Below are 10424 nucleotides of genomic sequence, written 5' to 3'. Positions count from 1 at the left end.
GGAATGACGGTGGAGCCGAAGCAGGTGCGCGAGTACCTGACGGAGCTGCTGCCAACGTACATGGTGCCGACGCTGTACACGGTGCTGGAAGCACTGCCACGGCTGCCCAACGGGAAGCTGGACCGGCTGTCCCTGCCCGCGCCGGACCTGACGAGCAGCCGCGAGGAGCACGTCGCGCCGCGCAGTGCGCTCGAGCAGAAGCTGGCGGCACTCTTCAGCGATGTCCTCGGACTCGAGCACGTCGGCATCCACGACAACTTCTTCAACCTCGGCGGGCACTCCCTGCTGGCGTCGCAACTGATCTCGCGCATCCGGGCGGCATTCCGCGTGGAAGTAGCGATGGCCGCCGTCTTCGAGACTCCCATGGTGGAGCCGCTCGCCCGCCACATCGAGGAGAAGCTCAAGGACACATCCCGGGTCCAGCTCTCCAGTGTCGTGCCGGTCGAGCGGACGCAGGCGATTCCGCTCTCCTTCCTGCAGGAGCGGCTGTGGTTCGTGCACGAGCACATGAAGGAGCAGCGAACCAGCTACAACGGGACGATCGGCCTCCGGCTCCAAGGTCCGCTGTCAATCCCCGCGCTCAGGGCCGCCTTCCGTGATCTGGTCGCCCGTCACGAAAGCCTGCGCACCGTCTTCCGGGTTCCCAGGGGCCACACCACGCCGGTGCAGGTGATCCTGGATTCGGTGGCGCTGGACATCCCGGTCCGTGACGCGACCACGGCCGACATCATCCCCAGCATGGATGAGTTGGCGGGGCATATCTACGACCTGGAGAACGGTCCGCTGTTCAAGGTCCGCATGCTGCGGCTGGCCGAGGACTCCCACGTCCTCCTGATGGGCATGCATCACATCGTCTACGACGCCTGGTCGCAGTTCAATGTGATGAGCCGCGACATCAACCTGATCTACGCGGCGCACGTGACGGGAACCGAGGCACGGCTGCCCCCGCTGCCCATCCAGTACGCCGACTTCGCGGTGTGGCAGCGGCAGCAGGACTTCAGTCGCCACCTGGCCTACTGGAAGTCCACGCTGGATGACTACAAGGATGACCTCGAGCTGCCGTACGACTATCCGCGGCCGCCTGACCGGACGTGGCACGCGACCCGGTTCACCTTCCGGTATCCGGATGCCCTGGCGCGCGCGTTCGCCCGGTTCAATCAGGCGCATCAGTCGACGCTGTTCATGGGGTTGATGACCAGCTTCGCCATCGTGCTCCGGCAGTACACCGGCCGGAACGACATCTGCATCGGAACGACCACGGCGGGGCGCACCCAACTGGAGCTGGAGAACCTCGTCGGCTTCTTCATCAACATCCTGCCTTTGCGCATCAACCTTGCGGGTGACCCAGACATTGGCGAGCTGATGCTGCGAGCGAAGCAGAGCGTCCTGGGCGCCTTCGAGCACCAGGCTCTGCCCTTCGAACTCCTGCTCAGCGCCCTCAACAAGAAGCGCGACAGCAGCCACATCCCGCTGGTCCCCGTCATGTTGCGCCACCAGAACTTCCCGACGGCGATGACAGGCAAGTGGGCCGAGGGGGTGGACATGGAGGTCATCGAGCGCGACGAGCGCACGACGCCCAATGAGCTGGACCTCCAGTTCTTCGGTGACGACACCTACCTGCACGCCGTCGTCGAGTTCCCCGCGCAGCTCTTCTCCGAGGTGACCGTCCGGCGCCTGATGCAGCGGCACCAGAAGGTCATCGAGTTCATGTGCGCGACGCTGGGGGAACAATGAACGCGCTCGCCAGGCACTCCTCCGGCACCCGCGATGACGCGGCGGACGCGGACGTCGACCTCCGCGTCGGCGCGCCGGAAGCGCCTCCCAGCCCGAGCGTCGAAGCGCTGGCACGGCGGCTGCGGCTCGCCGTGGAGAAGCACCCGGATGTCGTGAGGATGATCCGCCAGACGGGCTCGCGTTTCGCCATCCCGCTGACGTGCCCGCGCGGTGCCCGGCCGGCGCGCTTCGGCCTCTGGCTCGGGGAGCTGGACCGCCAGGGAAAGCTCCACACCCTGGTCGCCTCGTACCTGGCGGCCGTGCATCACGTTCGAGTCAGTGTTCAAGAGCCCTGCGCGGAGGCGCTGGAGGTCGTGGTCTCTGCCGCGACAACACCCTCCGGGCTCGACCGGTTCCTGAACGGCCTGGACGCCGTCCTGGAGATCCTGGCCCACGGGCGCAGCGACCTCCTCTTGCGGCACCTCACGGGCCGGCCGCCGCCTGACGAGATCCCCTTCGTGGAGGACTGCGAGGAGCGCGAGGCCCCGCAGGTCGAGGCCGATACCGTGATCTCCGTCCTGTTCCAACCGGCCGACCTCCCGAGCCTGGCGAGACTGGACGCGAGCCTCCTCGCATATGACGACGCCGACGCCGAAGCGGTAGGCCACGTCTTGGGGACGCTCCTCCAGCCGTTCCTCCTCGAGTCCGCGGGGATGACGGTGGGGCGAACCGCGGTGAGGATCGACCACCTCTGCGTGCCCGGCTGGTGGGGCTCCGACAGCAACGCCATGGAGGAGGCCGCCGTCCACCTGGCGAAGAAGCCCGGTCGGCACGTCATTGCGTTGTGCCAGCACACCGCCCGCCGCCTGGGGAAGGGGAACACGCCATCGCTCTCAAGCGGCCCGCTCTGCGATGGCACGTCGACGGTGAGCCTGCTGGTGCAACGGGTGCTGGACGCGCTCATCGAGAGCGGGGGGCTGAAGGACCAGCGCCTTACGCTCGAACTGGTTGGCGCCGACCCACGAACCGAGGCCGCGTTCCGGGCCCGGGCTTCGTGGCAGGGGGAAGGCCCCGCCGCATCGCCCGTCCACGTCGTCATCCTGTTTCCACAGGCACGTGCAAGCGCGCTCGAGCTTCGGCCGGACAGCGTCGTCATCGATCTCTTTGGCACCTGGAACCTGAGACCGCGCCCCGAGGTTCTCGCGAAGAACATCGTCTACGTGCGAGGGGCCTCGGTCCGCCTCGGGGGCGCGGCTGTCGTCTCGACGCCTTCCTTCGCGCCAGGGAGGATGGAGCCGGCGCTCCTCGAAGCGCTCCTCCGGGAACTCGAAGCGGAAGAGGGGGGCGTCCACAAGCCGTGCATCGAGATCGAGGGGGTGCGCGGATTCTGGGGCGAGCTCCGCCGTGCGGAGTGGGACGCCTTCCACGCGCGCCGCCGGGGCGAGCTGGCGCGGTTCCAGCCTTCGGACCAGGTGACCGCCGCCAACCCGGCGCTCGCCGACGTGGAGGCCAGGGCAACGAACCTCTGCGAGTTCATCTTCCGGGACGCACACCTTCGCTCCGGTTCGCAGCTCATCGAGCCGCGGAGCGGCCGGTCGGTGACCTACGCCGGGTTGCGGCGACTGGCGGCGGCCTACGCGCGACGGTTCAAGGCCTTGGGGCTCCGGCAGGGAGAGGTCGTGGCGCTCGCGGCGCCGGACGGGATTCCGACCGTCGCGGTGATGCTGGGGTGCTTCCTGGGAGGGTGGATCTTCGCGCCGCTCAACCACACCGCTTCGGCCGCGAACTTCGAGGCGATGTTGAGCGCGGCCAGCCCCCGGTTGGTGCTCCACGTCGCGTCGACCGTCGAGCGACACCTGCCGACCTTGCACACGCTGCGGTGCGAGGAGCTCGCGTCCTTCCTGCCGCCAGACGCGCTGGACGATGGGGAAGGAGCGGTCTCGCCGGTGCCCGTGTCGCCGGAGGCCCCCGCCGTCATGCTGTTCACCTCGGGGTCCACGGGAGTGCCGAAGGCGGTGCTGCACTCCCACGCCGACTTCATCACCTGCAGTCGTAACTACGCGCCCTATGTCGTCGAGCTCGGGCCGGACGACCGCGTCTACACGCCGTCCCCCACCTTCTTCGCCTATGGCTTGAACAACCTGCTGTTGTCGCTCAACGCGGGGGCCACGCATGTCATCGCGGCGCCTCGTGACAGTGGGGTGGGCGTCGCGGAGGTGCTCGCGCGGCACGAAGTGACCGTGCTGTTCGCGGTCCCCGCCATCTACAAGCTGCTCCTCTCCAAGCGCGACGGGAGCGCGCGGTTTCCGAAGCTGAGGGTGTGCATCTCCGCTGGAGAGAAGCTGCCCTGGAAGCTGTACCAGGAGGCGCGGAGCTTCTTCGGCGTGAACGTGCTGGACGGGATCGGGTGCACCGAAGCCGTCTCGACGTTCATCTCGAACCGGGAGAGCGAGGTCGCGCCCGGGTGCACGGGCGTGGTGGTCCCGGGGTTCGAGGTCAAGCTGGTGAACCCGCGCGGCGAGCCCTGTCGGGTGGGTGAGGTCGGCGTCCTCTGGGTGCGAGGCGGAGCCCTGACCCGGGGCTATGTGAACGCCCCCGCCCTGACCGGGGCCCAGTTCGTGGACGGCTGGTTCAACACCCAGGACATGTTCTTCATGGACGCCGAGTACCGGCTCTACAACGTGGGCAGGGCCGGTTCGGTCATCAAGATCAACTCCTGCTGGTTCTCACCGGAGATGATGGAGTCTGTCCTTCAGACCCATCCCCGGGTGAAGGAGTGCGCCGTCTGCGTCGTCCGCGACGACTTCGGACTGCCAAGGCCCAAGGCCTTCATCGTCACCGGTGAGCAGGAGTTCTCCACGACGGAGTCCGAGCGCTTGTGGAGCGAGCTGCGCGCCCTGTCGAAGGAGAAGCTCGGCAAGGACCACTACCCGCACCTGTTCGCGACCCTCCAGACGCTTCCCCGGACCTCCAGCGGGAAGCTGATGCGGTCCGAGCTCGCGAAGCTGAACACCTGAGGGCCCGGAAGACTCTATGAATCCCATCAACGCAACAGCCGGAGCGGGCCCGGGCAGCACCCAGGTCCCCTACGCGAAACGCTGGCCCGCCCTGTTCGTGCTCCTGGCGGCGTGGTTCATGAACCTGCTGGACGTGAGCATCATGAACGTCGCGCTCCCCAGCCTCCAGGCGGGGCTACAGGCCAGCGACAGCGCCATCCAGTGGGTGCTGGAGATCTACATCCTGACCTATGCCCTGTGCCTGCTCCCCTTTGGCCGGCTGGGGGACATCGTGGGCCGCAAGGGGATGTTCGCCACGGGCGTCGGGGTCTTCACCGCCGCGTCGGTCCTCTGTGGAGCCGCCCCGAGCGCCGACGCACTCATCGCCGCGCGCGGCCTGCAAGGGCTGGGGGCGGCCATGATGTCGCCGCAGGTGATGGCCATCGCGCAGACGATGTTCCCTCCCAAGGACCGGGCGCGAGCGTTCCCCCTGTTCGGATTGACGGCGGGGCTGGCGGCGATCTCCGGGCCGCTCGCGAGCGGTCTCCTGCTTCACGCGAACTTCTTCGACCTCGGCTGGCGGCTCATCTTCCTGGTGAACCTGCCCATCGGGCTGCTGACCATCGCGGCGGCCCTGGTGCTCGTGCCCCGGTCGCCGCAGCACGAGGGGCTTCGCAACGACTGGTTGGGGATTGGCCTCGCGGCGGCCGCGATCCTGTGTCTCATCTTCCCGCTGGTGGAAGGCAGGACCCACGGGTGGCCGCTCTGGTGCTTCCTGGCGATGGCGGCCTTCGCTCCGCTGCTGGTGGCCTTCGTGGCGTGGCAGCGCTTCCTGGCGAGGCGCGGCGGCTCGGCGCTGTTGCCCGTCTACCTGATGTCCAACCGGGACTACCTGATTGGCGCTGGAGCCATCCTGGTCTACTGCGCCGCGCTGCAGGGCTTCTTCGTGATCTTCGCCATCTTCTTGCAGGTGGGGCTCCAGTTCACGCCGCTGCAGGCGGGCCTGGCGACGGCGCCGTTCCCGGTGGGCGTGCTCGCCGCGACGATCGTCTCCGGGCGGATCGCGAGCCTCAAGGCGAAGATCCTGGGTGGGGCGCTGTTGTTGATGGGGGCGTTCGGGGCGCTCCCTCTCATCGTGGAGAACGTGGGCGGCCACGTCGGCTCACAGGGCTTCGCGGTGACCTTGTTCCTCGGAGGGCTGGGCGCGGGGATGTGCATTGCGTCCTTGTTCCAGACGGTCATGCGGACCGTGCCGCTCAAGGATGCCGGCTCCGGCTCCGGCGCGGTGCAGGTCATCCAGCAGGTTGGTGGCGCGCTGGGAGTGGCCCTGGTTTCAGCGATCTTCTTCTCGCAGGTCGGGCCGAGGGAATCGCTGGGCACCCACGTGCAGGACGCCTTCAGGCGGTCGTTCAATCACACCTCGCTCTTCTTCGTCGGCGCGTTCCTGGTGGTGGCCGCCTCCGCGCTGGCCTTGAAGATCGCGGGACCGGGGGCGGCGTTCATGCCGGCGCCCGCTCCCCAGGAGCCCCGGCCGTGAGTGACGTCGCGACGCGTCCCGGAGCCGCGCTCCGCAAGAACTTCCCAAGCGAGCCTTTGACGGAGCCCCGTCAGGCAAGACGCCTGTAGAGCCCACTGCCATGTCCACTCGCACCGAGAACCTCAACGTGCTGGGATTCGACTGGATGCCTTCCCCGGAGGAGATCAAGCGGCGCGTTCCGCAGACGGAGCGTGCCGCGGAGGTCGTCTTCGCCGGACGCAAGGGCTTGATGGACATCCTGGACCGCAAGGACCCGCGCCTCTTCGTCATCGTGGGGCCCTGCTCCATGCACGACCCGGTGGCGGGGCTGGACTACGCGAGGCGGCTGCGGAAGCTCGCGGATGACGTTCAGGAGACCCTGTTCGTGGTGATGCGCGTGTATTTCGAGAAGCCGCGCACCACCACGGGCTGGAAGGGCTTCATCAACGACCCGCGCCTGGACGACTCCTTCCACATCGAGGAGGGCATGGAGCGGGGCCGCCACTTCCTGCGGGACGTGGCGGAGCTGGGCCTGCCCACCGCCACCGAGGCGCTGGACCCCATCGCGCCGCAGTACTACGGCGACCTCATCTCCTGGACGGCGATTGGCGCGCGCACCGCCGAATCGCAGACGCACCGCGAGATGGCGTCCGGCCTCTCCACGCCCGTCGGGTTCAAGAACGGCACGGATGGCTCACTGGACGCAGCGGTCAACGGCATCGTCTCCGCATCGCACCCGCACAGCTTCCTGGGGCTGAGCGACAATGGCGCGTGCGCCATCATCCGCACGCGGGGCAACACCTACGGTCACCTGGTGCTGCGAGGCGGGGGAGGGCGGCCCAACTACGACGCGGCGTCGGTGGCGCTCGCGGAGAAGACGCTCGCCAAGGCGAAGCTGCCGCTCAACGTGGTGGTGGACTGCTCCCACGCGAACTCCTGGAAGAATCCGGAGCTCCAGCCGCTGGTGATGCGGGACGTGCTGCAACAGATTCGCGAGGGCAACCGTTCGGTGGTGGGGCTGATGGTGGAGAGCTTCCTCCAGGCCGGCAACCAGCCCATCCCCGCGGACCTGATGCAGTTGCGCTACGGCTGCTCGGTCACGGATGCCTGCGTGGACTGGAAGACCACCGAGAAGATGCTGTACGGCGCGCACGAAGCGCTGCTCCACGTCCTGCCCCGCAGCAAGGTGGCCTGACGCGCGAGGCGCGGTGGCGGTAGGGCACGGGAATCGAACTCGCCAGGGACTGCTCTCGCAGCCCCTCACCGGTTTTGAAGGCGAGTTCTAGCCCAGCGGCCATCAGAGGGAAAACGCCCCCATCTAGCCCTTGGAACGCACCGGTAACGCACCGGTAACGCACCGAGGGACAAATGGGAGCGAAGTGGGTCGGGAAGTGGCAGGGCGGCCGGGTTCGAGAGGTTGCAGGTCGTATGGTGTGGGTTATCGAGCGCCAGTGGGCGGGCCGCCGATTCGGGGTGGCCCTGGACGCAAGGAGCGAACGGGAGGCGCTGGCGGAACTCGCGCTCTGGGAGCGCAACCCAGACGGCTACCGCACGCGGCGGCAGGCGGCGGCCGACGATGCGCCAGTCCGGATCGACGAGGAGGTCCTGGCCGGCTTGATGGCGCACCTCACCGAAAAGGGACGGAGCCGGGACTACCGGCGCGACGTTCGGAACTACCTGGCAGCCTGGGCCGATGTTCTTGGTGGGCGGGACCTGCGCAAGGTTCAGCTCCGCGAGCTGCGCCGGCACCTCACCGAATGGGAGACGGCGCGGAAGAGTCGCATCATCGCACTGAAGACGCTCACCGCGTGGCTCCGCGAGGAAGACAGGCTCAAACCGGCCGAGGACCCAACGTTGGAACTCAGGGTTCCGCCTTCCGTAGCCGAGAAGGGACGGCGAACGAAGGGCTACCCCATGAAGTTGGTGGAGCGCTTCTATGCCGCCATCAAGAGCCAAGCCGTCCGGGACGTCCTTTGTCTTCGAGCGAAGACCGGGATGCACGACTCCGAGATTGGGCGGATTGCTACTGGAGGTGGAGTGCTGCTGGAGGTGAAAGCCCCTTGTGGCATTTGGGGGACCGTCAGCTTTCGCCACAAGAATGGCCGCGTGCACGTTGTCAGCTTGGACGCGCAGGGATTCGCAGCTGCACAGCGGCTCCAGGCTCGGAAGAGTTCTCCTCGCAGAAATACCGTCCGCGAAAGCATTGGCTATGCGGCGGCTCGGCTCCGGAAGGAGATGCCGGACGACGACGTGACGCCCATCAATCCTGGCGAGCTACGTCACTGCTTCGCGACATGGTCCGCTGAGTGCGGGCAGGTCGTGAAGCCGACCTCGGGCGGCGTGCCGGTAGAGATGGTGGCCGCCGTCATGGGACACCTGAGCACTCGGACGACCAAGCTCTTTTACGAGGGCGTGCAGGTGCCTCCGATGATCGTCTTCCCGTTACGGCTGGAGCATCCTGACGACCCCGCCAACGTCAACGTGGAGTCCCGTCAGGTCGCTTGATGCCGCCGTCCAAGGGGACGGTGCGAAGGGCCGCCGCGCGACGCCTGGAGCGCGTCGCGCGGCGCTGGACGGGCTCGGCGGGCGCGGTGCCAACCCTCAGGACTGCCAGAACGGATGCGGTGACGAGCGTTGTCTCCCGTCCAAATCGCGGTGCACGAACGAGGTGCCCATCCTTCAACAGCGCGAAGACGCGAGAACGACTGCAATGCAGCAACTCCGCCGCGCGCTCCACGGTAACGGCAGGCCCGTCGAGTCCGGGGCCGGTCGGTTGCGTGGCCATGTTCACCTCGGGAAGACGCGGCGAGGCGCGAGGCGGCCGAGCGCATGTAGCCCGATGCCGATGGCGTCCCAGACGTTGTGGTGGAGGTCCCGCGCGGCTGGCAGCTCGACGCGAAGGTGCTCGGCGGAGTCCAGGCGCTGCTTGATGCGCTCGATGAACGCGTCCGCGTCGAGGGTGCCCTTCCATTCGCGCGGGAAGACGCTCCGGCGCTCCGTGACAGGCGCCAGTGCTCCGCCGAGCGAGCCAACGACGCCGGCAAGCTGGATGAGGTCGTTCTGGTCGCCCCGCTGGTGCGCGGCGGCGTAGACGCGGGGCAGCTCGATGATGAGTTGGAAGGGCTCCTCCTGGATGCGTGGGTGAAGCCAGGCCTGCACCGCGCCGGCCATGGCCGCCCAGGATGCGAGTGACAGCGCACCGTGGGCGGGCTCGGGGTTCTTCGGCAGTCCCGCGCAGAGAAGGGATGTGGAGGGGACGTCGAAGAGGGCCACGCCGCAGAGGCGCAGCCCAGGGTCGATGGAGACGAGCTTCATGGCGTCGCCTCGTCGCAACCCTGCTTCAGGGCGTGTTCGAGGCGTGCCTTCGCGAGCGCCAGGTATTCGGGCTCCCGCTCGATGCCGACGAACTCGAAGCCCTCGGCGAGGGCTGCGATGCCCGTCGTACCGCTACCTGCGAAGAGGTCGAGCACCACGCCACCCGGAGGCGTCACCAGCCGGCACAGCCACCGCATGAGCGCGATGGACTTCACGGTGGGATGGGTGTTGAGCCCGGCTCCCGCGTGTCGTTCCGAGCGCGAGGGCTTGGCCACGTAGAAGAACCGCGACACCTCGTCTGACAGGTAGGAGGCAGCCTCCTCGTCAAACGTGACGTGGGCCGGCCAGCGCTCCTTCCCGTCACCGGAGACGCGGCACGCCTCGATGTTGAGGGCGCCGGTGCCGTGGCTTAGGACATTCGCGGCCACGGTGCTGGTGAGGGGCTTGCGTACGAGGATCCAGTGTTCCGCAGCGGGCTTGAGGGCGGTGCCCCACCCCTGCCACTGGCGCGCGGCCTCCGTGGCCGGCTGGTCACGGCGCTCTTTGGGCGCCAGGTTGGCGTTGAGGCCGTTCCTGGAGCGCCAGCGCTGGCCAGCGGATGCTTCGTGGTGCTGCCCGGTAACGGCGCGCTGGAACCAGTTGGGGCCTGGCTTCCCCTTCTCCGCGATGATGCGTTCGGCAATCGAGCGGATCGGCTCCGGCGGCTCGGCGACACCGAAGAGCTCGAGGAGCGCCAGCCAGTGCTTCCGGTGAGGCACGTAGGGCTGGGCGCCTTGGCTCGTCCAGTGGCCAGCCATCCCGCGAAGTCCGAGCGCCGCGTTGAGCTGGGCGTTCGTCAGGCCGGCCTTGTCCCGCATTTCGGCAATCCAGCGGGTGACGACGAG

7 protein-coding genes are annotated in these 10424 nt (G+C 67.9%); 5 read left to right on the top strand and 2 right to left on the bottom strand.

Annotated features, from left to right (window positions below; translation table 11 throughout):
* The 5 genes from K8556_RS38325 to K8556_RS38305 all read left to right on the top strand — a co-directional run.
* The coding region (locus tag K8556_RS38325; RefSeq protein WP_223745094.1) for a condensation domain-containing protein at positions 1-1734 on the top strand (1734 nt) is incomplete at its 5' end.
* Complete coding sequence (locus K8556_RS38320) at positions 1731-4730, top strand: AMP-binding protein (RefSeq protein ID WP_223745093.1); 3000 nt, start codon at positions 1731-1733, stop codon at positions 4728-4730. The genes K8556_RS38325 and K8556_RS38320, both read left to right, overlap by 4 nt.
* Positions 4731-4746: 16 nt before the next feature.
* Entirely contained in the window at positions 4747-6246 is a 1500-nt protein-coding gene (locus K8556_RS38315) for an MFS transporter (protein WP_223745092.1), read from the top strand.
* Positions 6247-6346: 100 nt separating this feature from the next.
* On the top strand, positions 6347-7420 hold the full coding sequence (locus tag K8556_RS38310; RefSeq protein ID WP_223745091.1) for a 3-deoxy-7-phosphoheptulonate synthase: 1074 nt from the start codon (positions 6347-6349) through the stop codon (positions 7418-7420).
* A gap of 233 nt (positions 7421-7653) precedes the next feature.
* Positions 7654-8730 (top strand): site-specific integrase, encoded by a 1077-nt coding sequence (locus K8556_RS38305; protein WP_223745090.1) that lies wholly within the window; start codon positions 7654-7656, stop codon positions 8728-8730.
* Positions 8731-9012: 282 nt separating this feature from the next.
* Here the strand turns inward: K8556_RS38305 and K8556_RS38300 are convergent, their stop codons facing one another.
* Positions 9013-9540, bottom strand: a complete 528-nt coding sequence (locus tag K8556_RS38300) for a hypothetical protein (RefSeq protein WP_223745089.1) — start codon at positions 9538-9540, stop codon at positions 9013-9015.
* Positions 9537-10424: DNA methyltransferase (locus K8556_RS38295; protein ID WP_370640039.1), on the bottom strand; the 888-nt coding region annotated here is incomplete at its 5' end. The genes K8556_RS38300 and K8556_RS38295, both read right to left, overlap by 4 nt.

The sequence above is a fragment of the Corallococcus sp. AS-1-12 genome, assembly GCF_020036995.1.
In the GTDB taxonomy this organism is placed as follows: Bacteria; Myxococcota; Myxococcia; order Myxococcales; family Myxococcaceae; genus Corallococcus.
Note: the sequence above shows the minus strand (reverse complement) of the source record. Positions and strands in the feature narration are given on the sequence as shown.